Here is a 23,393-nt window from a genome sequence, read left to right as displayed (position 1 = left end):
TGAGTACGCTCTCATCATAAAATAAAGGCATCGAAGTAACAATCATTATTTTAGGTGGAGGCAGCTGAAATGAGACAATTAGAAATCGACTGGCAAGCACAATGGGTTTGGGGTAATGGTGAGGTAAGTCCACGAAATGAGTGGCGGTGTTTCAGAAAGACATTCGATGTGGGTTCTGAAGGCTGGGGAGCAGCAAAAATATCCATAACGGCAGATTCGCGATACGCTTTATATGTGAATGGAACCAAAGTGGGACGAGGTCCTGTTCGCTCATGGCCATTCGAGCAGTCCTATGATACATACGAAATTGGACACTTGCTGCACAAAGGACGACCTAATGTGATTGGGGTCATGGTGCTCCATTTCGGTGTGTCCAATTTCTACTATTTGCGCGGACGCGGCGGTTTGTTTGTGCAAGTGGAGTGTGAGCATGAGGGTCATTCTGTCGTAGAGCTGGTGACGGATGAAAGCTGGAAAACCTCGCTGCATCTTGGGTATGATAGCCGCTCTGGGCGGATGTCATGTCAGCAAGGCTATGCTGAGCGGATGGATGCGAGCGCTTGGTCAATGGATTGGTATTTGCCAGATTACGATGATTCTGCATGGGGTCAAGCCACAATCATTGGAGCTGTTGGTATAGAGCCTTGGAGCAGTCTTGTGCCGAGAGATATTCCATTCCTTACTGAGGAACTCGTGTGGCCTGTTCGGATTGAATCCCTCCACCAGGTAAAGCCCGTTGCATGGACTGCTTCGATTGATGTCCGTAATCAAATGGTGCCAGAGAGTGTGAATCATGCGAATCCAGTGGGTTTTGCTGGGTATATGGCAACGGTAGTGAGAACCGAGAAGGCAGCAAAAGCTGTGTTAGGAATCGTACAGCCGAGCACTGTGAAGGGATGCAGCGTGAATGGAGAGTGGCTGGAACCGGAGCGTTATACGGGGGTATTGCCGGAAAGGTATGCCGAGATAGAACTGAAGGCAGGAGACAATCTCATCTTGTTGGAGACGACTGGCGTTGATCATGGCCGAACGCTGCAGTTGGGCATTGATTGCGATGCTTATTTTGAGGTCGTTTCTCCTTTAGGGGAAGCAGGCATCGATACTTCACCATTTATTTCAATTGGTCCTTTTGCATCTTTTGAATGCATTGATCACCAGGAAAGCAGTGATTCTTTGCACCCTTATGAAGGCTATGGCTCTTCTTCAGCGGGGGATGATCGAGGGGATGAATTGGAAGCAGAAGCCTATCCCGCTTTTAACACGTATGTAGAGATTCGGAGTCTTTCTACTGCTAAGGACCTGAGTCGCTATACGGATAGGATTCGCCCTTTCCCACTGGAATTGGTGAGCAGGGATTCTATCTTTGCACTCAGTGTCTGGAAAAAAGAAGCGCTGGCGCAAGCTGTGCCGTACCCTTTGCAGCAGGCAGTTATCCCAAGTGTGAATCCAGCAATATTGCCGAGATATGAGGGTTCAGATACGGAATTTATCCTTGATTTTGGCCGTGAGTTATCGGGATTTATACAATTTGAAGTAGATGCTGCTGAAGGAACCATACTTGATTTCTATGGCTATGAATATATGCGCGACGGTTGGCGTCAAGACACGTTCGATTTAGACAATACGCTGAGATACACGTGTTCGGAAGGACGTCAATCGTATACCTCTTATGTGCGGAGAGGATTCCGATATTTGATGGTTACGGTAAGGAATGCGGCAAGAGCAGTCAAAATGTATGGCGTACAGGTGCAGCAAAGTAATTATCCCATAGCCGAGATAGGCAAGTTCCAGAGTTCTGATGCGCTTTTGAACGATATATGGCAGATTAGTAAGCACACAACTCGACTTTGTATGGAAGATACGTTCGTTGATTGTCCGGCCTATGAACAGGTTTTCTGGGTTGGGGACAGCCGTAACGAGGCATTAGTCAATTATTACGTGTTCGGAGCTACGGAGATTGTCGAGCGTTGTTTGCGGTTAGTGCCTGGTTCCAGAACACAAACACCTTTATACGTGGATCAGGTTCCTAGTGCTTGGAGCAGCGTTATTCCGAACTGGACGTTTTTTTGGGCGCTGGCCAGCTGTGAATATTACGAGCATACAGGGGATGAGGTTTTTGCGAGAGATTTATGGCCGCATATTCGTTTTACCCTTGAACATTATGAACAAAAATTGGATGATCGTGGATTGTTGTTCATAAAAGGCTGGAACTTGCTGGACTGGGCACCAATTGATCAGCCGAATAATGGGGTGGTCACCCACCAGAATATGATTCTGGTCAAAACGCTGCGAAGCGCGGCAGAGTTGGCGAAAGCCGTTGGCGATGTGGGAGAAGCAGCTGAATATGAGGGGAAAGCACTTCGTCTGAGTCAAGCTATTAACAAGCATTTATGGAGTGAGGAACGCAGTGCATATTTGGATTGTATCCATGCGAATGGCCGTGCTTCGACTGTTTTCAGTATGCAGACGCAGGTTATTGCCTACTTGTGTGGTGTCGCTGAGGGTGAACGCGCAGAGCAGATGAAGACATATTTGTTTGCTCCGCCGACAGATTTTGTTCAAATCGGCAGTCCGTTTATGTCCTTCTTTTATTATGAGGCTCTCGCGAAAATGGGCCGCACTGGGATTGATCGTATGATCACAGATATGAGACAGCATTTTGGGCAAATGATTGAATATGACGCCACGACCTGCTGGGAAATGTACCCGAATTTCGCGGAAAATAGAGCGAACCCTGACATGCTTACGCGCAGTCACTGTCATGCGTGGTCGGCAGCGCCGGGCTATTTCTTAGGCGCGCATGTGCTTGGTGTTACTCCTGCCGACAAAGGCTGGCGGAAGGTCGTTGTTGCCCCGCAGCCTGCAGATTTGCAGTGGGCGAGGGGCACTGTTCCGCTGCCGCAGGAGGGACGGATCGATGTCGCTTGGCGACTCGAGGAGGACGGACGCGTGATGCGGCTGCAGGTTTGGGCGCCGCGCAGCGTGGAAGTGGAGATCCGCATCCCGGACGGCATGGACGGGATTGTGGAGCGTCACGAGGTGTGAGAATGAGAGATACTGTCCCAAAAGGTCATAACCTTGAGGGGCAGTTTTTTTTGTTTAAGGGATAAGCGCATCGTACACTTTTAACAGATATACTTCGCGAGAGAGCAAAATAAAAGTTTTCTCAGAAGTTGAAAAGTAGCTAAATGGAGCTGAGAGGACCGAAAAGGGATGTTTCAGATCAAATGGGAGGTGTATGCGAGGGTATTACATTGACGATGGATGATTATGCTGGCTTTCATCGTACAGCCGCGATCTAGTCGTTTTCCCAGCTTATTTGTTCGGGGGCGTCCGAATAAGCGCGTTTTCCGCGCTTATTCTGCCCGGACACGCGGGTCTGTCACGAAGCATCGCAAATCTAAGCTGTAAAGCTAGTTTTCAGCGTTACAGCAACGGTCTAATAAGCACAGTACCTACCATCAAGCTTTTTTCCTCCGGTACACCCGCTCCGGCCGGCCGACCACACCGTAAGACAGGTCGGCGTATAAATCGCCCGAGCTGACTAAGTGCTCGAGGTAGCGACGGCCGGTGGAGCGGCTGACACCGATTTCTTTGGCGATTTGATCAGCGGTCAAGCCGCCGGATGCGCTCGAAATCGCTTGTACGATTTTTACCAATGTGAGCTTGTCAATCCCTTTGGGCAGGAACGTGGTGTCCAAGTTGGATTCTTTCTTGGAAGTTCCAGACATGAGGCGATCAACATCGCTCTGATTGATCATACCGCTTTGGTTCATCCGACTCAGTTCACGATGGAAATTCAGATAGCGCAATAGCGTTTCTTGAAGCCGATTAAAGACGAGCGGTTTGATGATATAATCAAACGCACCGCTCCGTATAGCGTCACGAATGGCGTCTATTTCTTTGGCAGCCGTGATCATAATGACGTCTGTTTCCCGGTAATGCTGCCGAATAAAGGAAAGCATCTCTAAGCCGTTTGCGCCCGGTAAATAGACATCGAGTAGGACGAGGTTCGGAGTCAGAATTTCCAACTGTTCCTTGGCTTGACCCAGATCCGTGGCGATACCGACAACGTGGAATCCATCTACTTTTTCTATGAATCGTCTGTTAATCTCGGCTATTTTCACATCATCTTCAACAATTAATACTTCAACGGTTTGATTCTGGTGTTCCATGGGGCAGACTCCTTTCTTTGAGATCAGGGATCTTGGGAATCGCAACGGTGAAAATTGTACCGCCTGCGGGGTTTTGATGAAATGTAATATACCCACTCAACTTTCCGACGGCATGCTGGACCAAAGCGAGTCCAATGCCGCGGTGTTCCCCTTCTTTGGTCGAAAAGCCTTTTTCAAATACGGCCATACTCGTTTCCTCAGGAATTCCACCGCCTCGATCCTCGCATTCGATAATAAGATCCTCACCAAGGTCGGTTAGAAATAATTTCACATACGGCTCCGTCTGGTCGCCACCAGCAAGCACTGCTTCCATGGCATTGTCAACTAGGTTACCGATGATGGTGACGAGCATATTTCGATCAATCTGAGCTGGGATGTCGCTGAATGAGCTTTCGTGATCAATTTCGAAGGTTATCTTTAATTCCTGAGCATGATTAAATTTGCCAATGAGCAGCCCGCCAATCATGGGATCTGGGATTTCTTGCATAATGAACTGTACCCAATTCTGATGCACATCGGCCTCCCGGGAGATAAGTTCAACAGCTTCTTGATAGGATTCGAGTTGGATAAGCCCAGAGATGACATACAGCTTGTTCGAAAATTCATGCGTTTGTGCGCGAAGTGCCTCTGCAAAGCGTTTGACCTGAGACAGTTCTTCGGCCAATCGATACAGCTCTGATTTGCTGCGAAAGCTTGAAACTGCACCGGTCACGCCTAATTTACGCTCAATAATCGGTACCCGATTCACAATCACCTCATGGTCGCCAATGAGCATTTCATGGTCAAATTCGGCTTTACCCGAACGAACGACTTCATACAATCTCGTATTCGATATAACGTCTTCAATTTGTCTTCCAGTAATCTTTGCCGTGACAGGCAGCTGAAGCAGCTGAAGCGCATAGCGGTTTGCCATCGTTATAATACCCTCACGATTAACCGCAATGATACCTTCGCGAATGGACTCTAGAATTGCCTTCTTTTCGGTATATAATGCGCCGATTTCCTTGGGCTCCAAGCCATGGATGGAACGACGGACGTTATGGGCGATGAGGACAGAACCAACAAGTCCAATGATGAGAACGATCAAAGAGATCATCTCGATTCGTGTTTGATACGCTGTAGTAATCAGTGCAATGTCCTCTGTCAGGAAGCCAACGGATACGATACCGATCACTTGGCCATTGTCGCCAAATACCGGAGCTTTGCCGCGGAGTGAGGGACCGAGAGATCCAATTGCCTTGGAAATAATGGATTGCCCCTCGAGAACGGGACCGTTGTCTCCACCGACCATTTCTTTGCCTATTCGGTCAGGCAGAGGATGCGAATAACGGATACCTTCGCGGTTCCCAACAACGATGTATTCCGCATCTATTTTCTCACGTACCGTCTCCGCAATGGGTTGAATGACGGCTGAGGGGTCATTTAATTGAAAGGCATGCCTTATTTCAGGCATACTTGCCACTGTTTCGGCTACCTTCAAGGCGCGTGTACCAATTTGTTCCTCAAGGGCGGAGGTCATCAAGTAATAGAATATGCCGCCTAGACTTAGGATGATGAAGACAAGCAGTGAACAAATAATCAAGATCAGCTTGGTTTGCAGCCTCATTCCGAGTTAAAGCCCCCCGTTTTTGCTAGTATTGTATCATAAAGCGCTCTCATTTTGAGGGAAAACGCGTTGGAGCTGCCGTGAACAATATGAACAAAATGCCCAAAACGACGTTATTATAATTAATCTTGTTAAACTATTCAATTTTCTATTCAGGTGATATTCTGAAAGCGCTTCAAAGAAAGCGGATTCACGCATAACACCAAAAAGTTGGAGGGGTTTCATTTGATAAAAAATGTCTTAGCAGCATCTTTGAAAGTAACATCGATCAGTTTATTAGCAATCTCCTTAGCAGCATGCGGTAATGGGGCAGCTAAACCAACAGACGCAACGAGTGACAAGGCCAAAGAAACAACAGCACCAGCACAAGCAGCATCCAAATATCCAGAAAAAGCGCTGAGCATCATCGCACCATCCGGCGCAGGCGGCGGTTGGGATATGACGGCTCGTACGATTGCCAAAGTATTGTCGGAAACGAAAGCGCTTGATAAACCGATTTCGGTTGAAAATAAACCGGGTGGAGGCGGCGCCGTTTTCATGGCGGAATATGCCACGAAAGATGTGAAAGACAATTACAAATTGTTCGTGAGCTCACCACCGATTCTTATTAACCATCTGAAAAAAGAAGGTAACACGCCATATGGTTATGCCGATACAACGCCACTTGCTCAATTGACGAAGGATTATGGCGCAGTTGCGGTTGCGGCAAACTCGAAATATAAAGATTTGAAATCACTATTGGATGATTTGAAAGCAGATCCTACGAAACTGACGGTTGCTGGCGGTTCTGCACCTGGCTCCATGGATCATCTGGTTTCCATTCTTCCTGCCTTTAAATACGGTATCGACCCGAAAAAGGTGAAATACGTATCCTATGATGGCGGCGGGGAAGCGGTAACAGCTTTGCTCGGCGGTAATGCGGATGTGCTCGGAACCGATGCATCTTCCTTGGATCAGTATGTGAAAGCTGGCAAGATCAGAATACTGGCGGTGGCATCACCACAACGACTTGGTGGCAGCATGAAAGATGTTCCAACGATGAAAGAACAAGGTGTTGACGCTGAGTTCTTAATCTGGCGCGGTTTCTTCGGACCTAAGAATATGGATGCGGGTGCGAAAAAGTTCTGGGAAGATACGATCAAGAAAATGGTTGATTCCGATACATGGAAAAAAGAAATGACAGCGAACAACTGGGAAACTGACTATAAAAAAGCGGATGATTTCAAAACTTTCCTAGGTCAGCAAGAAACGCAATTGAAAGATATGTTGACAGCTTTGGGTATGCAGAAATAAGAGAGTCTTGGGATGCTGGGGAGAAGCGAATTTGCCTTCTTCCCATGCACGAAGGGCGGGAGGTTGAGAACAGATGAACACCATGTTTGACCGTTATGCAGGTATCGTTTTTTTCGCTATCGGCACCACATTTGTGATCGGCAGCAGGAGTATTTCAACAAGTGCATACGGCAGTAATGTAGGCGCTAATATATTCCCAATGATGCTGGGGGCTTTCTTAGCATTAATGAGCATTCGTCTCATTTATGATACGTTCCGGAAGCAGCAAACGAAAAAACATAAAGAAAATTTGGATTTCAAAAGATTTGGTATCATTTTCGTTTCAGCAGTTCTTTATGCGTTATTTCTCGAAGATATCGGATTCGTCATCTCCACGTTTCTCTTTTTAATGATTGGGTTCCAAACGATGCAAAAAGGTAGAGTTTGGGTTTCGCTTTTGATCTCAGCTGCATTTTCCTATGGGGTGTATACGCTGTATGTGAATGGATTGGATGGATCTCTTCCTGGATTCCCAACTTGGTTAGGCTTCTAAGAATCGCTTACGCAGTGGGTTTGCTAAAAAGCAAGCTCTAAGGAGGTTATTGAAATGAGCACGATTGATTATGTGCTTCATGGCTTGGGTACTGCAATGCAGTGGCACAATGTCGTGTTTGTTTTTCTAGGCGTATTAATTGGTACAGTGGTAGGTGTCCTACCAGGGATTGGACCCATGAGTGGTGTAGCTCTGTTAATCCCGATTACAGCGACAATGACCGCAGGATTAGGTCCTGAAGAAGCCGCGACGAGCTCCATTATTCTGCTTGCTGGTGTCTATTATGGAGCGATGTACGGAGGTTCGACGACTTCCATCCTGCTGAATACACCGGGGGAATCTTCTTCCGTAGTAACGACCCTAGATGGTTATCAGATGGCAAAACAAGGCAGAGCCGGGGCGGCGCTTGCGATTTCAGCGATTGGTTCCTTTGCTGCCGGCATTATTTCTCTAATAGGCCTTATCTTCCTTGCTAGGCCCTTGTCGGCAGTTGCCATCAAGTTTGGTCCTGCTGAATATTTCTCTCTCATGGTTCTCGGCTTACTCGCAATCAGCGGTCTAGCTGGAAAATCCATGGTCAAAGCTTTAATGATGACAGCATTCGGGCTGCTGCTCGCAACGATCGGGATTGATAATGTATCCGGCGTTGAACGTTTTACATTTAATATTCCAGAGCTTTATCAAGGCTTGGAATTCCTTACCGTGGCCGTAGGTACATTCGCTGTCGGTGAAGTATTCAAGACCATTCTACAGCGTGAAGGAAACGATGGTGAATTGGCTAAAATCAATCGAATCCTACCGACCAAGCAGGATTTGAAAGATAGCGCGGCACCTATCGCTCGAGGCTCAGTTCTTGGATTTTTCATCGGGCTTTTGCCTGGAGCCGGTGCTATTCTTGCCTCCTTTTTCGCTTACATTGTAGAAAAGAAAATCAGTAAAAATCCCGAGAAATTCGGGAAGGGTGCCATTGAAGGTGTAGCTTCTCCGGAAGCTGCGAATAATGCGGCGTCAGGCGGCGCCATGATTCCACTTTTGACACTTGGCATTCCTTCATCCGGGACAACTGCTATTCTGATGGGTGCTTTCATTATGTACAATGTTCAACCGGGTCCTTTGTTATTCCAAGATCACCCGCAGCTCGCATGGGGCGTTATTGCCAGTATGTTCGTGGGTAACTTGATGCTGCTTATTCTGAATATGCCGCTCGTCAAAGTGTTTGCCAAAGTCATTGAAACACCAACGAAATATTTGATTCCATTAATTATCGTGTTTTCCGTATTCGGTGTGTACGCAGTTCAATATTCAACGTTTGATTTGCTCCTAATTATGGGCTGCGGTCTTGTCGGGTACTTCTTATCGAAAAACGATTACCCGTTAGCGCCACTGGTACTTGGTCTTATTCTTGGGCCGATGTTGGAAAATAACATGCGCAGAGCATTGACCATTTCGAATGGAGATTTCATGATTTTCTTACAAAAACCTGTTTCCCTCATCTTCTTGATCATTGGTTTCTTATGGTTGACGATTCCTTTAATCCTGAAGATGAGAGGTAAAAATGTTCTTGTAAACGAAGAAGCATAAGTTGGACGAAAACCCCTATGATGCTGGGTGGAGCTCTGATACCAATCAGCCTCTACTTTGTGGACTAGGGGTTTCATTTCATGGAGTGAATTCAGTTGGACATACTTTTTCTTATCGTGCTCAATGTCATTGTACCTGTATTTTTATTAATTGGAGCAGGGGCTTTCATGCATCGTGTATTTCATTTTGATATGCATACACTGTCTAAGCTCAATGCGTATTTCTTACTTCCAGCCGTCTCTTTTACGAATATTTATCAAAGTAAGCTGGAGTGGAGTACGCTGCTGCAAATCGTTAGTTTTTTGCTTCTGCAAAGTATCGCTCTTATCGCGCTGAGCAAAGGAACAACAAAACTGGCTAAATTTGATAAAAGCTTGTCCTCTAGCTTTTCGAATAGTGTAGTGCTTAGCAATTCGGGTAATTTCGGCTTGCCGGTGTCACAGCTTGTGTTTCAAGGGAACCCGGTCGGTTTATCTGTTCAAATTATTGTTACTATTTATCAAAACCTTCTAACGAATACCTTTGGCTTGGTTAATGCGGTTTCTGCACAAAGCCAAGGGCAGAAGATGCTGCGGGAGCTTTTGAAAAATCCCATGATACATGCATTTGTACTGGGGTTGCTGATGCATATTCTGGCGATTCCAATTCCGGCTTTCATATGGCATCCTCTCCAGAATGTATCTAACGCTTTCCTTGCGATAGCACTAGTTACGCTAGGTGCACAGAGTGCTTACTTGCAGTTTAAGCATGTTAGCAGTGTACTTATTTTCAGCCTTCTCGGAAGACTTGTTGTCTCACCGATTCTCGCACTAATCTTGATTTTACTGCTTCATTTAGAAGGTACAACGGCACAAGCATTGTTTATCGCCAGCTCGTTTCCCACGTCAAGGAACAGCGCGGTATTTGCATTAGAATACGGGAATCACCCGGAATACGCAGCTCAAGTGGTACTGCTCTCTACTTTGTTCAGCAGCTTGACTGTTACCTTAGTCGTTTATGTATCGAAACTATTATTTTAGGCATGATGCCCTAGAAACGAGGAGTTCATTTTGAAAGACACGATTGGTGGCAAAAGCATTATTCTGCGTGTGGAGCTGCAAACTGAAGCGGTTCATTTTGGACAATTAATCACCGTCATTACGGAAAATGGTGGGGATGTTATTGCCATTGACGTTATCCAAACAGGTCCAAATTGGACGGTTCGTGATATAACCGTCACAGCTTCCGAACAGGTTCAGTTGGAGGCCGTCACGGGCGCCATCAAGTTGCTTCAGGGTGTAAAGCTTGTTCATGTATCGGATCGCACCTTCCTACTTCACCTAGGTGGCAAGATCGAAATGAAGCCGAAGGTGCCGATTCAGAATCGGGACGATCTGTCTCGCGTGTATACACCCGATGTTGCGCGAGTTTGTATGGCGATTCATGAGAAGCAGGAGAATGCGTACAAGCTTACGATTAAGCGGAATACGGTTGCCGTTGTTTCGGATGGCAGTGCGGTGCTGGGTTTGGGTAATATCGGACCCTACGCGGCTATGCCGGTCATGGAAGGTAAGGCGATGCTGTTCAAGCAGCTCGCGGATGTCGATGCCTTTCCAATCTGCCTAGACACGCAAAACACGGAAGAAATCATTACCACGATTAAGAATTTAGCCCCTGCTTTTGGCGGGATCAATTTAGAGGATATCTCTTCGCCGCGTTGTTTTGAAATTGAGGAAAGGCTGCGCGAAGAGCTTGATATTCCTGTATTCCATGACGACCAGCATGGGACGGCAGTTGTTCTGTATGCGGGGCTCATTAATGCACTGAAAGTCGTTGGGAAATCGATTAATGAAGCTAAGGTTGTCATCTGTGGAATTGGGGCAGCTGGCATAGCTTGCTCCAACATACTACTCGCAGCAGGTGTCAAGGAATTGATCGGAGTTGATCGAGAAGGGGCTTTGGTGAGCAGCAGTTCGTATAGCAATCCCATGTGGAACTGGTATGCGGAACGAACCAATCCAAATCGACTAACGGGTTCCTTGCACGAAATTATTGAAGGGGCCGATGTATTTATCGGCTTATCCTCCGGGGGTGTGCTGAAGCGGGTCGATGTTGAGCGGATGTCGCCGCATCCAATTGTATTCGTAATGGCGAATCCGACACCGGAGATTCATCCAGATGAAATTGAGGACATTGCTGGAGTAATAGCGACTGGAAGGTCTGATTTCCCGAATCAGATTAATAATGTCCTATGCTTCCCAGGCATATTTCGAGCCGCATTAGATTGCCAGGCTACAACAATTAATGAGGAAATGAAACTAGCTGCTTCCGCGGCCATCGCCTCAGTTGTAGCTCCGCAAGAATTGAACAAACTGTACATTATTCCGAGTGTTTTCAATCAAGAGGTAGTTAGACGTATTCGAACAGGGGTCATTGAAGCAGCAATAAGAACCGGAGTGGCTCGGAGAATGCCGCGCGAATTCAGGTCAGGGGGAGCTATATGAGTGGACTGGACACAAGAGCGATTGTAGAAATCAATCAGTTGGCTAATCAATTTCAATCGAGCATTGTTATCAAAGTGGGCAAGCGTTTTATCGATGTCAAAAGTATTCTCGGTCTAAGCATTACGCTTTTCAGCAACGAGGTGTATCACTTAGAAATTCATGGCCCCGACGAAGCTAAGGCTAAGCTTGCAATGGAGCAACTATTTATCAAACATGGACTTCCGCTAAGCGAAGTTTAGATAGGGATATGGGTTGTCATTGAGGGAAACACCTAGTGCAACACCAAGTGAGGCAATCCCGAACTTGGAGCAAAAAACCTTCAACACCACTTTCTTTTAAAGTGGAGTTGAAGGTTTTTTTATCCCAATACTTCTGTTCATGGCAAGGGATTAGGAAAGCAAGTTGTACAGCGTAGCCATGTGCATGAAGTATGTTAAAAATTTACTTCACCTTAAAATGCACAACTGCGCTGTAAAGCATTTTACCAGCGTTCGGGTCGAACACGATGTGATGCTGAATTGCGTACACGTCCAGCAGTAAAGCTTTGTTGTTATCGATTTGTTCGTTGATTTGCCGTTCCAGCGTTTTCATATCATAAGCTTGAAAAAACTCGATTTTATTATCTATGCGATCCAAAATAAAGTCCATGATCTTACTCCTCCCTAAGCTAAGTTGTAAAGTTTAGACAACTTCTCTTATTATAACGTCAATATCTGATATAGGAAGTACATAGGAATAGGCGTATACTGTAAGGGGATACATGACCGCATGTTCAGATGGGTCGGGAATACCTCATTTGCTAGACAAACTTGTAGTAGGAAGTGATGTCGTTTTGAAGTCTACACGGTTATTGGTTGATTTCTTCAAAGAGAAATGGCCGTTGTACGTTGTAGCCGCATTGTCCATTTCTTTAGGTAACATTGTTCACTCGTATTACCCCAAGCTGCTAGGCATGTTTACAGACCAGCTGCAGCAAGAACTTTTGAACAAAAATCTAATTGTTGACTACAGTCTAAAGCTGCTGATGATTGGCGTTACATTCGGTGTTTTAGCAGCCATTGGTCAGTACATGATCATGCGTAACGGAAGACGCTTCGAGTTTGTTTCAAGAAACCGCTTGTTTAACCATTTCACACAGTTGGGCGCAACATTTTATTCAAAGAACGGCGTTGGTAAGCTGCTTAGTTATGTGATGAATGACGTAACTGTCATTCGAGAATCGATTTCCATGGGGATTAACCACGTGGTAAACTCCGCGATTTTGATCACGGCTGTCATTCTTATGATGCTGTTCAGTTCGATCCCGCTTTATCTAATTCTCGTCTGTATATTGCCCTTATTGCTTATTCCTGTTCTAACCGTTCGATTTCAGCCTATTATTAAAAAGCATTCTTTACAGGTACAAGAAGCATTAGGCAAAATGACGGAGTCGGCCGAGGAGCAATTCGGAGGCATACGGGTAGCCAAGAAATTTGCGGTGGAACCGATCATGGTTCGCAGATTCAGCGATACGGTAGATCGGATTCGCGACAACCAATTGAGATTGATTCGGCTATCTTCCTTATTTGAAGCACTTATTCCGTTTCTGGGCGCAATATCGCTGATCATCGCGATTGCTTTTGGGGGCTATTTGACCATTCAAGGGCGGATTACGATTGGTCATTTCGTTGAATTAACGCTATACATACGGATGATGGTAAACCCTTTACAGCAAATTGGCCGCGTCATTAATGCCATGCAGCGCTCTCGAGCTTCGCTTGAACGAATGAATGAGCTGCTCGATTTGAAATCCGAAATTGTGCAAAAGGAGCTTGCTCAAATATCCGATCTCGATCACGAGGGAATTCGGATTGAACACTTGTCTTTTGCCTATCCAGATGACGAAGACGAAGTGCTTCATGACATAACGTTAACGATTGAACCTGGTAAATCCATTGGCATTATCGGGAAAACAGGCAGTGGCAAATCGACCTTGGTGAAGCTAATGCTTAGAATATACGACCCACCGGAGGGAACGGTATGGATTGGGGATACGGATATTCGCGATGTGACACTAGAAAGCTTGCGAAATCAAATCGCTTACGTTCCACAAGAGGGGTTTTTGTTTAGCACGACCATCCGCGATAACATCGCCTTTTATAAAAGAGAATCACCCTTAGAACAGGTTGAACGCGCTGCCAAGAAAGCACAAATTCTCTCCAGCATTACATCATTTCCTGAGAAGTTTGAGACGAAGCTGGGTGAGCGCGGTGTCACCTTATCGGGTGGGCAGCGTCAACGAACAAGCTTAGCTAGAGGGATTATTAAGGATTCTCCTTTAATGATTCTAGACGATAGTGTAAGCGCTGTAGACTCTGTGACGGAAAGGCACATCATCGATACAATCCGCAAAGAGCGATTGAACAAAACGACCATTTGGATCGCACATCGTATCTCCGCATTGAAGCATACGGATGAGATTATCGTGCTTCATGAAGGCAGGATTGTGCAGCGCGGCACGCACGAAGAGCTAATTGCGCAAGAAGGCTTGTACGCTGAGCTTCATGCGATACAAGAGGGAGGTAGCGACGATGCCCAAACAGAGTAACAAAAGCAATGAGGAGCGGCAGAAGACGCGATCTTCCTTTCGTTTTTTATTCGTTTATGCCAAACCGCATAGGTTTACTTTTGTAGCTGTTTTATTTTGCGCATTACTTGGGATAGCAGCTGATTTGTTTCAGCCGTATCTGGTTAAGATCGCGATTGATGATAATTTGATGATTGGGAAAAATGACTATCGCTCCCTGCTGCTCATTTGCTTGTTCTATGCAGGTCTATCTATCAGCAGTTTATTCTTCAGTTATCTGCAGAACAATTTATTGCAGTTTGCCGGCCAAAACATCGTCGCCAAAATACGCAAGGATTTGTTCGAGCACATTTTTAAACAGTCGATGTCTTATTATGACCGGACGCCAAGCGGCAGCCTGATTACACATGTTTCCAGTGACACAGAAACGCTGAATCAGTTTTTTACCCAAGTTCTTCTAAGTTTGGTGCGTGATGGCATGACACTCGTATTCATTATTGTGCTGATGTATCATTTGGACCCGCAGCTAACGATGTACAGCATGATCGTGATCCCTATCATTGTGATTATTGCGGTTAGTTTTCGCAGATATATGCGCAAAACCTATCAGCTCTCGAGGACGCAGCTGTCTCAAATGGTTGCTTTTGCCGCTGAGAATTTATCTGGGATGCATCTCATTCAAGCTTTTCATCAAGAGAAGGAACAGATGAATCGCTTCACTGAGCGGAATCTTGGGTATTTTCGTGCTAATTTGAGAGAAATTCGTACCAATGTTTTGTTCAATCGTTCCTTTGATATATTGGGTAATTTGTCGGTAGCCTTTATTACTTGGATTGGCGGTATTGCCGTTTTCGATAAAACGATTGAATTCGGTGTTTTGTATGCTTTTATTACGTATATTCGGCAGTTTTTTCAACCGATTAATAACATTACTCAGCAGTGGAATACGCTTCAATCTACGACGGTGTCTGTAAATCGAATATGGAATATCTTCTCCATTCAACCGGAAGTTAAGGATAAGGAAGGCGTGTCGTCACCCTCGTTGTCCGATGTGAAGGGGGACATTCATTTCAATCATGTGCATTTTGGCTATTTGAAAGATACAGCTGTTATTGAGGATCTAGAGCTACATATTGAACCCGGCGAAATGATCGGTATTGTGGGGACGACTGGCGCTGGTAAAAGCTCGCTGATTAGTCTGCTTTGCCGCTTTTATGATGTGCAGGAGGGAAGTATCCGCATTGATGGCACGGATCTTCGAGATATCCCGCAGGCCGTACTACATCGTATGGTTGGACTCGTACAGCAGGAACCGTACTTATACGCAGGCAGCATTTTGGACAATGTCCGGATGTTCGATGAAACCATAACGCGTGAGGAAGTGATAGAGGCATGCCGGATGGTTGGGGCAGACATTCTCATTTCACGAATGAAGGATGGTTATGAGACACGCATATCCGAGAGAGGAAGCGGGCTTTCCGCAGGAGAGAGACAGCTGATCTCGTTCGCAAGAATTATCGTATTCCAGCCGAAAGTTCTGATTCTAGATGAAGCTACAGCGAATTTGGATTCACAAACGGAGCAGTTGATTCAATCCGCGCTGCAGGTTGTAGCCGAGGGAAGAACGACACTTGTCATCGCGCATCGCATCTCGACCATTATGCATGCCAACCGCATCATTGTGATGAGTCAGGGGAAAATTGTTGAAGAAGGGAACCACGCTCAATTACTTGCGCTCCGTGGCTACTACGAGCAATTATATCTGCATTCACAGGGGAATATGGATGCTGCACAAACCATTTCGTAGCATGAATGCACCGCAACTGAGGGTGTGAAAATAAGCTTTGTCCGGCTCCTTATTTGGAAGTCGTGACGAAGCTTTTTTTTGCGATAAAACCTACCTCTAAACGCGGTCGCTCATCTATGAATGACTTCGTTAGAGATTTTCTCATTTTGAAGACGTGATAAAAGTCCTAGAAGGATTCTGCAAGACTCTATCGTTTATAGCATAAATGGATTGGTATAACTGTCTTGTAAAGAGATATCTGATCCTATTTTACCATTGGTCGGGGAAAATGTTAAAAAAGCAATTTAGTTACATATTGGAAAATTGTGTTGTTTTATTTAGTTTACTATACTATACTAATGTATAAAATTGTAAAGTTTTGCTGTCGATTATTGTCGAAGATGGGAATTTTCACCTACAACTTTATAATGGCAAACCTATTGAAAAATAGGGACGCAAAGCTAGAGGGACTACATCCAACAAGGATATGTCAGCCAGTTGCATTGTAGCAATTGGTGGAATAGGGCATTTATGCCTGTGTTTCTCCTTTTTTTTGTGATCATTTTCTTCAAGCAATTCTATCGATAGGAGAGAAATTAATGAGAGAGAAAAGACTAACGAATGTACAGCAATTATTCCCCAGTGAGGATGGAAACCAACAAACGCGACAAATGGTTTTGCGACTCATTGAACAATTAGTAACAGGAGTAGATGATCTCAAAAACCCGGACGGCGTCAATCTTAAGGGCGAGAAAAACCGAACAGGGACTTTTTATAACAATCTGATTCGAGATAGCTCCATCCCTAATAGCAGCGTCCCCTTAGAGGAAGTTAATACAGAGTTATTGAAATTGCTGCATGATCATCCTTATCATACGAAATATTTTTTAACGAATATTTTGCCGATGGCAAGCATCCCGGGGATTATGGGCATGATTGCGGCGTTTTTGGTTAACGGAAACAATTTATGGGATGTATACGGCCCAGCCGGAGCTGAAGCTGAAGTAAGAGTAATCAGCATGATGTCCAAATTAATAGGCTATGATGCGTTGAAAAGCGGCGGATATACGACATGGGGCGGACAAGGAGCTGTATTCTCAGGTCTCCGGATAGCGATCGCCAAATTCGTTCCGGACGCATTGCAAAAAGGTGTTCCCGACAACTTGTATGCTTTTTGTTCCGAAGCCGCTCACTACAGCTTGTTTAAATCTATGGAGGCATCGGGAATAGGGAGCGATAGATTAATCAGAGTTCGCACGAATGCTGACAGCTCCATGGATGTGAATGATCTGCGAGTTAAAATGGAAGAAGTAATCGCACGAGGCGGAATTCCGATTTACATTGTAGCTACGACAGGAACGACGGATGCCATGGGGATTGACGATTTGGAGCAAATTTATGCTGTGTCTGACAAGGTAGCCGTTCATCATGGGTTGCTTAGACCTCATATTCATGCAGACTCTGCTTTAGGTGCATTCTTTGCTTTCTTTAATGACTATGATTTCGCCACCAATCCACTCGAATTAAAGAAAGATGTCGCTCAGGCTTTAATTTCTATCCAAAGCAAGATGAAGCATTTGCATTTGGCCGACTCGCTCTGCTTCGATTTTCAAAAGCTAGGGCAGACCCCTTACCTGACAAGCCTATTTCTGGTCAAGGATGCCGCCGATTTAAGACTTATGGATCTGCATCCGGATGAAACCCCCTATGTCGGACATCGGGGATACGGACAGTATCATACTGGGTATACGTTGGAGTGCTCGCGCATGGCTAGCTCCATTAGTATATACAGCGCTCTGCTTGCATTCGGCATTCAAGGGTATCAGCAATTGCTGGCTCAGTTCGTTGAGGTTAATCTCGCTTTCCGGGAAGCGCTGCGCCAAGAAATCCCTCAAGCTGAAATCGTCAATAACGACAATCCTGGCATCATTACACTATTTCGTATATATCCGGAAGGCAGTCCGCATTTTCAGAATGAAATTTCGGGCAAGTGCACTCTTAAGGAAATTGAGCGGAATAATAAATTTAACGAACGTTTATTCGAAATGCTTGGGAATCATCGCGACCGCATATTCTTTGGCGACACCAAAAAGCATCTGCTTGTTCAAACGAAGGATGCTAATTCTATTGCTCTGTACGCGACAAAGATTTTTGTCATCTCCCCTTATACGGAGACAAAACATGTGCATGAAATTATTCAATATTTGAAGGAAACTGTAGCGCAAGTCTATGAGAAATATTCCGAAACATCGATATTAAGCAGGAGGTAATTGAAAAGTGGCAAAGCATGCTCCAAATAAAATAATAAACTGGTTCAGAGGACAAATCGCGGTGAAGATGACGAGCAGTATCTTACTGCTTCTGCTATTCGTATGCGCAGCCTTCACTGTCTCTTCCTATTTGGCCAGCAAAAGTTTAACAACGAAGCTTGAGGATCAATTCGTTCTAAGATTAACCACAAATATTGAAAATGTTTCGAAATATATGACTTCTATTCCTGAACATGCAGATGAAATTACAGGCAAAGATAAACCGGCCTATACTAAAATTAAACAGCAGTTTGAACAATTTAAAAAGCAAGACTCTCTTGAAAATGTTTATGTCTTACAGAAAGTTCAAAATAAAGATCAAATCGTCATTTTAACTGGCGTTGATGAAGATTTCGGCACCGAGTATCCTTTTACGCCAGAGATGAACAATGCGATCAAGGATGACAAACTAACGATCAGTGAGATTTACAAAGACGAATTTGGTATACATAAATCGGTCTTTGTCCCTCTCAAAAATGCTAAAGGTGAAAACGTCGGAATTGTCGGCATTGATTTAGATGCCTCGGTCGTTCCCAAAACGAAGCAAGAATTGTTATGGACAACCTTTACGATTACCTTAATCGTTATAGTCTTAGGCGGTCTGATAGCCTATTTCATAAGTCGAAGTGTGACGAGACCGGTCATTCAACTGATGCGAGTAACAGAGAAGGTTGCTGCTGGAGATTTGTCTGCACAAGTCTCTATCCAGCGAGTAGATGAGATCGGTAAATTGGCTAATGCTTTTAACGAGATGCGTCAGAATTTAGATTCCCTGATCCGCCAAATATTTTCTTCATCCAACCTTATTACCAATACAAGTGCGCAATTGTATCAGTCTGCGGACGAATCCAGCGCAAGTAGCGGGCAGGTTGCCGTTTCTATGAATAGCATGAACGAAGGGGTTGCTGAAGTTGTTTCTTCCATTACAGAGAGTACTTCATCAATCGTTGAGATCAATACGGAATTATCAGAGGTAACATCTGAAGTCAAAGAGATGCAGGAAATGGCCCATAAGGTAGGTGCTCAATCTGCAGAAGGCCAACAGCTTGTTGAGAAGACACTACATCAGATGAATGTGATTCAGAAAGAGATGAAGCATTCCCAAGAAGCCGCGCAGCAGCTAGGAAACCGCTCGAAGGAAATCGGGGAAATTATCCATATCATCACCGAAATTGCACAGCAAACGAACCTACTGGCTTTGAATGCGTCCATTGAAGCGGCACGGGTTGGCGAGCAAGGGAAAGGCTTTGCTGTTGTCGCTGGTGAAGTGAAGAAGCTGGCGGAGCAATCCACGAAAGCCGCAAGCTCGATCACCGAGCTCGTTTCCAGTACACAAAATGATAGCCTTCTTGTCATGGAGAGCATTGTTCAAGGAAATCAAGCAGTTGAACAAGGTCAAAGCTGGATTAACGATACATATGAAAGTTTTAAAGTTATTTTTAACGGAATTTCCGTTTTCTCCAATCGGACAGACCACTTGATCAATACTTTAGTGAGAGCAGAAAGATCCTTTGAGATCATTTCTAACGCCATGCAGAAAATTTCTGGAATTACGGAGGAACAATCTGCAGGCTACGAGGAAGTGGCGGCGGCGGCTCAAGAGCAAAGTGCTTCCATTCAAGAAATTACTTCAGCGATTCGCCAACTATCTGATATGGCTGCCCAGCTGCAAAGCTCCGTTCAAAATTTTAAGATTGCAAATTGAATATAAAGGTTTTCTTCCTTTGATTACTTGCCAGCCTAGTGCTGGCTTTTTTGTTATTTTAAAGTCGTAGTCATCCATAGGCTAATGATCTGGTACTAGGAATAGATAGTACTTCTCAAACTGAACATCTCTAGTACAATAAGAAGTAAGCGAGAGGAGGAATATCATCATGAAATCCAAATTTGTTACGATTGGGCTAGGCTATGTATTGGGAGCTAGTGCTCTACTAACCGCCATTGTATATTTTTTCGCTACGAATTGGGAGAAATTAAACCGCTGGGAGAAACTCATTCCTGTCTTTGTGCTCATAATGGGCTTTTACGGCTTATCTGTATGGCTTTCTCGCCAAAATGGCAGGCAGTTTCTAAGTAAACTTAGCCTGTTCGGGAGCTGCATTTCGTTCGGTGTTGGTGTCGGACTCATTGGGCAAACCTACAATTCTCATGCTGACAGTTACAGCTTGTTCGCCGTATGGTTCATTCCGGCATTTTTACTTGCCCTATTGACTAGATGGCAGCCCTACTATGTACTGGCGTATATTTTAGGTCATCTCGCTTATGGGATTTATTTCTTCGGACGTTGGGGAGGGAGCTCAGATGCGGAAATCATCCAAATTACCATCTGGCTCGGAATCGCCATTGCGAATGGCATCTTGTATGTTCTGACCGAGCGGGGGCGTTTGCACTCATCTTTTCTCAAATGGATCTCTTTTCAAGTTGGGATGGCAGTTTTGATCGTGGCTTCAAATTCACAAGCGTACGAAAAGCACGGAGTCTTAATGAACCTACCACTCGTTCTAGTACTTGCGGTAGCCGTTTACTATACACACAAGACGAGGAACAAAGCTTATCTATTGTTTGCCGGATTGTGGGTATCGATCACGGTGACAGTCAAATATATCGAGCTTATCATCCAGCATTATAACGAGATTTTTTTCATTGCCAGTTTGTTGTTTATTATCTTGTTCATCTTTGCGAATGTGAAGTTCATGAACTTTATTCGCTCTTGGAATCCTGCATCCAAACATTTGGATCCGGAAAATCGCTCAGATTTAGAAGCTTCTGATCATGCGAAGCCGGATGGAGATTTTACCAAATGGGTCGTTCGTGTCCTCACGGTTTCGGTCATCATTATTGGTTCGCTTCTGGGAAGCTTGACGATCATTGGGATCGTTACAGTTGTACTAGGATTTGATGAACCAGAGAATGTGCTTATAGGTTTTGGTATTGTCACTGTCATTGCGATGATCATAGCGAAAAAACTAAATTCATTAGTACGATACACAATTCTCATTAGTGGATTGCTGCTTGGCGCCGGAGCGGCTGTTTTTACAGAGAATGTTACTATTCTCTTGGTTTTCCTAGCGCTTACGGTTGCAGCTTTCATCTACATTGCTGGGGTGGTACATCGTATATTCTTCTTTCTTACTGGTGTCATTATTGCTTCCTTCGTACTTTTCAATTGGATGGATAGCGGAATAATGGTGCTTACTGTGCTTACCGCTTTATTATTCGTTATCTTTGCCAGTTGTCAGGTCATAGCCAATGCGGGAGTCAGACAGCCTATTCTTTACAGCAGTTTTCCTTCATTTTTGTTAACTTTATTTGCCTTAACTTTTATGGCGGAGTCATCTTGGTATTATATAGCCAATGTGCTGTTCTTTATCGTCGTAGTTCTCGCTTTGGTCATAAGTAGACAACTGTATATCAAATGGATTTACGCATGGTCAATGGGCTTCTGGATTGCTTTCCTAGTATACAAATATTACGATCTGGCCTGGAAGCTTCTGCACAAATCGATTAGCTTTGCGGTCATCGGGATTTTGGTTCTTGCCTTTACAGTTTGGTATGAAAAAAGACATCGCTTGGAAGTAAGCGAACAACCAGAGGCTAACTCTAATTATGCAATGAACCGCTGGATCATTGCTCTGCTAGTTCTGCTGCAAGTCATGGCAATGTCCTTACAAATTGGCAAAAGTGAGTGGCTGCTTGCTCACGGACAGCTGATTAAACTGCAGCTTGAACCGCTTGATCCACGTTCTCTCATTCAGGGTGATTATGTGCGTTTACGCTATACGATATCTGAGCCGCCTCTATTTGCAGATAAAAATCAAGATGCAGATTCTAAGGGGAAAATTACAATCGTTCTCGCTCCGAACCAGGATACAGGTGTTTACGAATACCGCCGCGTGTACACCAAAGGTGAAACATTAGCACCGGGAGAGGTTCGCTTGAATGGAAAAAAACTCGGTTACGAGGGTATTGAGTTCGGCATTGAGACTTATTTCATTCCGGAAGGAACAGGCCGTATATATGAAAGGGACGCCAAATTTGCTGAAGTAAAAGTATCTGCTGGCGGCGATGCGATCCTTGTGCGTTTATTGTTACAACCAAGTGTTGTCCAATAAAGATTAATGTGGTAAAATTACCCGATCTTTGCTTAAAAGAAAGGGGTAACTGTTCTCATGTGGCTTATATTTTCAGTACTTGCGGCTGTCAGCTTTGGGCTGCGAGGCATTCTATATCATTGGACCAGCCAGCAATCGTTGAATCGGAATGTGCTGCTCTGCGGCACATTTTTTATGGGGGCGCTCGTCAGCATTTGCTGCGCCCTTATTACTCAGCAAGAGTGGACGGTGTCTACTCTGATTGGTGTTCAGATGGGGTTGTTCTCCTTTGGAGCCAATGCCAGTATGTTCAAAGGCTTTGCGGTAGGCAAAGCCTCGTTAGTTGCCATCCTCACCGGTTTACCATCGGTCGTTGTGGTTTTCGTCGCATTTCTACTTTGGGATGAACGACTCAATTTATGGCAGTTCTTTGCCTTCATTGTGATCGTTGTAGGTATCTTATTCGTCCGATACTCGAATGATATCACATTAAAGAACCTGCAAGGAGCCGGATGGGGAGTGCTTGCTTTGTTTCTTTTTGCCGGGAATGATTTGTCTAGTAAATGGACTACCATCGTTTCTGCGCCATTATTTCCAACGCTATTTTTTATGTTTGCGACGGGGACTTGCTGTTTTGGATTATGGTGGTTGAAGGACAGGGCCAAGGATAAAGGAAAGGAAACTGCGCCAGCCAGTTGGACCGAACGCAGAACCTTTCTGATTGGAATGGTCATCGGGATTACAAATGTCATTGGTATGATCTTCATTATTCATGCGTTCGATCAGGGGAAAACGGGGTTAGTTTCTGCGGTCGTTGCCCTTAATGTATTGATAGTCTTATTGTATACACGGTTTGTTTTGAGGGATAAATTTTCGAAAATGGAGCAATCCGGCTTAGCTTTAGCGTTCATTGGCATAATGATGATGAAATTAGTTGCATCTTGACAACACATTAGTATTGCTGTAATATT

At 44.8% G+C, this 23,393-nt stretch carries 16 protein-coding genes and 1 riboswitch; of the genes, 13 read left to right on the top strand and 3 right to left on the bottom strand.

Features of this window, described 5'->3' with window-relative positions:
- Window positions 1–69 precede the first annotated feature (69 nt).
- Window positions 70–3,045 carry a family 78 glycoside hydrolase catalytic domain gene (locus tag GC098_RS26575; protein WP_171646219.1) on the top strand — a complete coding sequence of 992 codons (2,976 nt, stop codon included), beginning with the start codon at window positions 70–72 and terminating at the stop codon, window positions 3,043–3,045.
- Between the two features lie 416 nt (window positions 3,046–3,461).
- Here the strand turns inward: GC098_RS26575 and GC098_RS26570 are convergent, their stop codons facing one another.
- Together GC098_RS26570 and GC098_RS26565 are read right to left on the bottom strand one after the other, a co-directional pair.
- On the bottom strand, window positions 3,462–4,175 hold the full coding sequence (locus tag GC098_RS26570; RefSeq protein ID WP_171646218.1) for a DUF977 family protein: 714 nt from the start codon (window positions 4,173–4,175) through the stop codon (window positions 3,462–3,464).
- On the bottom strand, window positions 4,150–5,781 hold the full coding sequence (locus tag GC098_RS26565; protein ID WP_171646217.1) for an ATP-binding protein: 1,632 nt from the start codon (window positions 5,779–5,781) through the stop codon (window positions 4,150–4,152). Before GC098_RS26565 ends, GC098_RS26570 begins: the two co-directional genes overlap by 26 nt.
- A gap of 228 nt (window positions 5,782–6,009) precedes the next feature.
- On the opposite strand from GC098_RS26565, the gene GC098_RS26560 reads away from it, so the two are divergent.
- The 6 genes from GC098_RS26560 (at window position 6,010) to GC098_RS26535 (ending at window position 11,909) form a co-directional block, all read left to right on the top strand.
- On the top strand, window positions 6,010–7,074 hold the full coding sequence (locus GC098_RS26560) for a Bug family tripartite tricarboxylate transporter substrate binding protein (protein WP_376773959.1): 1,065 nt from the start codon (window positions 6,010–6,012) through the stop codon (window positions 7,072–7,074).
- 73 nt (window positions 7,075–7,147) lie between these two features.
- Complete coding sequence (locus GC098_RS26555) at window positions 7,148–7,606, top strand: tripartite tricarboxylate transporter TctB family protein (RefSeq protein WP_171646215.1); 459 nt, start codon at window positions 7,148–7,150, stop codon at window positions 7,604–7,606.
- A 54-nt stretch (window positions 7,607–7,660) separates the two neighbouring features.
- Window positions 7,661–9,187 carry a tripartite tricarboxylate transporter permease gene (locus GC098_RS26550; protein WP_171646214.1) on the top strand — a complete coding sequence of 509 codons (1,527 nt, stop codon included), beginning with the start codon at window positions 7,661–7,663 and terminating at the stop codon, window positions 9,185–9,187.
- A gap of 95 nt (window positions 9,188–9,282) precedes the next feature.
- Window positions 9,283–10,206 (top strand): AEC family transporter, encoded by a 924-nt coding sequence (locus GC098_RS26545; RefSeq protein WP_171646213.1) that lies wholly within the window; start codon window positions 9,283–9,285, stop codon window positions 10,204–10,206.
- A gap of 30 nt (window positions 10,207–10,236) precedes the next feature.
- Entirely contained in the window at window positions 10,237–11,670 is a 1,434-nt protein-coding gene (locus GC098_RS26540; protein WP_171646212.1) for an NAD-dependent malic enzyme, read from the top strand.
- Window positions 11,667–11,909: an HPr family phosphocarrier protein gene (locus GC098_RS26535; protein WP_171646211.1), complete on the top strand. Its 243-nt coding sequence runs from the start codon at window positions 11,667–11,669 to the stop codon at window positions 11,907–11,909. The genes GC098_RS26540 and GC098_RS26535 overlap by 4 nt, the downstream gene beginning before the upstream one ends.
- A 202-nt stretch (window positions 11,910–12,111) precedes the next feature.
- On the opposite strand, the gene GC098_RS26530 is transcribed toward GC098_RS26535, so the two are convergent.
- The gene (locus GC098_RS26530) at window positions 12,112–12,318 is read right to left on the bottom strand and encodes a YrzA family protein (RefSeq protein WP_171646210.1); all 207 of its coding nucleotides are present in this window, start codon (window positions 12,316–12,318) and stop codon (window positions 12,112–12,114) included.
- Window positions 12,319–12,502: 184 nt separating this feature from the next.
- Between GC098_RS26530 and GC098_RS26525 the strand changes: the two genes are divergently transcribed.
- The 6 genes from GC098_RS26525 to GC098_RS26500 all read left to right on the top strand — a co-directional run bounded on the left by GC098_RS26525 (window position 12,503) and on the right by GC098_RS26500 (window position 23,367).
- Entirely contained in the window at window positions 12,503–14,257 is a 1,755-nt protein-coding gene (locus GC098_RS26525) for an ABC transporter ATP-binding protein (protein WP_171646209.1), read from the top strand.
- Complete coding sequence (locus GC098_RS26520; RefSeq protein WP_171646208.1) at window positions 14,241–16,043, top strand: ABC transporter ATP-binding protein; 1,803 nt, start codon at window positions 14,241–14,243, stop codon at window positions 16,041–16,043. Before GC098_RS26525 ends, GC098_RS26520 begins: the two co-directional genes overlap by 17 nt.
- Before the next feature lie 399 nt (window positions 16,044–16,442).
- Window positions 16,443–16,528: riboswitch (cyclic di-GMP riboswitch) on the top strand.
- A gap of 93 nt (window positions 16,529–16,621) precedes the next feature.
- Window positions 16,622–18,292 (top strand): pyridoxal phosphate-dependent decarboxylase family protein, encoded by a 1,671-nt coding sequence (locus GC098_RS26515; protein WP_171646207.1) that lies wholly within the window; start codon window positions 16,622–16,624, stop codon window positions 18,290–18,292.
- Between the two features lie 7 nt (window positions 18,293–18,299).
- Window positions 18,300–20,036, top strand: coding sequence for a methyl-accepting chemotaxis protein (locus GC098_RS40325; RefSeq protein WP_171646206.1), 1,737 nt, complete (start codon window positions 18,300–18,302; stop codon window positions 20,034–20,036).
- Window positions 20,037–20,205: 169 nt separating this feature from the next.
- Window positions 20,206–22,443 (top strand): GDYXXLXY domain-containing protein, encoded by a 2,238-nt coding sequence (locus tag GC098_RS26505; RefSeq protein WP_171646205.1) that lies wholly within the window; start codon window positions 20,206–20,208, stop codon window positions 22,441–22,443.
- Window positions 22,444–22,500: 57 nt separating this feature from the next.
- Window positions 22,501–23,367, top strand: a complete 867-nt coding sequence (locus GC098_RS26500; protein ID WP_171646204.1) for an EamA family transporter — start codon at window positions 22,501–22,503, stop codon at window positions 23,365–23,367.
- Window positions 23,368–23,393: the final 26 nt, after the last annotated feature.

It is taken from the genome of Paenibacillus phytorum (assembly GCF_013141715.1).
Taxonomy (GTDB): Bacteria; Bacillota; Bacilli; order Paenibacillales; family NBRC-103111; genus Paenibacillus_E; species Paenibacillus_E phytorum.
The sequence above is the reverse complement of the archived record's forward strand: the minus strand, read 5'-3'. Positions and strand labels throughout refer to the sequence as shown.

Excerpts from the sequence above, each read along its gene's own strand:
- GC098_RS26570 (WP_171646218.1), bottom strand. The coding sequence starts at position 4,175 with ATGGAACACCAGAATCAAACCGTTGAAGTATTAATTGTTGAAGATGAT.
- GC098_RS26520 (WP_171646208.1), top strand. The coding sequence starts at position 14,241 with ATGCCCAAACAGAGTAACAAAAGCAATGAGGAGCGGCAGAAGACGCGA.
- GC098_RS26505 (WP_171646205.1), top strand. The coding sequence starts at position 20,206 with ATGAAATCCAAATTTGTTACGATTGGGCTAGGCTATGTATTGGGAGCT.
- GC098_RS26515 (WP_171646207.1), top strand. The coding sequence starts at position 16,622 with ATGAGAGAGAAAAGACTAACGAATGTACAGCAATTATTCCCCAGTGAG.
- GC098_RS26550 (WP_171646214.1), top strand. The coding sequence starts at position 7,661 with ATGAGCACGATTGATTATGTGCTTCATGGCTTGGGTACTGCAATGCAG.
- GC098_RS26575 (WP_171646219.1), top strand. The coding sequence starts at position 70 with ATGAGACAATTAGAAATCGACTGGCAAGCACAATGGGTTTGGGGTAAT.
- GC098_RS26555 (WP_171646215.1), top strand. The coding sequence starts at position 7,148 with ATGAACACCATGTTTGACCGTTATGCAGGTATCGTTTTTTTCGCTATC.
- GC098_RS26565 (WP_171646217.1), bottom strand. The coding sequence starts at position 5,781 with ATGAGGCTGCAAACCAAGCTGATCTTGATTATTTGTTCACTGCTTGTC.
- GC098_RS26530 (WP_171646210.1), bottom strand. The coding sequence starts at position 12,318 with ATGGACTTTATTTTGGATCGCATAGATAATAAAATCGAGTTTTTTCAA.
- GC098_RS26500 (WP_171646204.1), top strand. The coding sequence starts at position 22,501 with ATGTGGCTTATATTTTCAGTACTTGCGGCTGTCAGCTTTGGGCTGCGA.
- GC098_RS26535 (WP_171646211.1), top strand. The coding sequence starts at position 11,667 with ATGAGTGGACTGGACACAAGAGCGATTGTAGAAATCAATCAGTTGGCT.